We start from the raw sequence: 258 nt of genomic DNA, 5'->3' as shown, positions 1-258 counted from the left end.
CGCCGGCATTCCGCTGTACGAGGGCTACGGTCTGACCGAAGGCGCGTGCGTCTCGGCCCTCAATCCGCCGCAGGGCGAACGTCGCCTCGGCACGGTCGGCCTGCGCCTGCCGCACCAGGCAATCGGCGTCTGGAAGGTCGACGGCTCCAGCTATGCCACCGAGCCGTGCGCGCCGGGCGAGACCGGCGTCATCGGCATCAACGGTCCGAATGTGTTTCCCGGCTATTTGCGCGAGCAAGACAATGGCGGCATCTGGCT

The 258-nt window shown here is 68.2% G+C and carries 1 protein-coding gene; it reads left to right on the top strand.

Annotated elements, in window-relative coordinates; genetic code table 11:
• The coding region (locus ACYP5B_RS26160; protein WP_459571642.1) for an AMP-binding protein at positions 1-258 on the top strand (258 nt) is incomplete at both ends.

This window comes from Cupriavidus sp. 8B, assembly GCF_054589115.1.
Note: the sequence above shows the minus strand (reverse complement) of the source record. Positions and strands in the feature narration are given on the sequence as shown.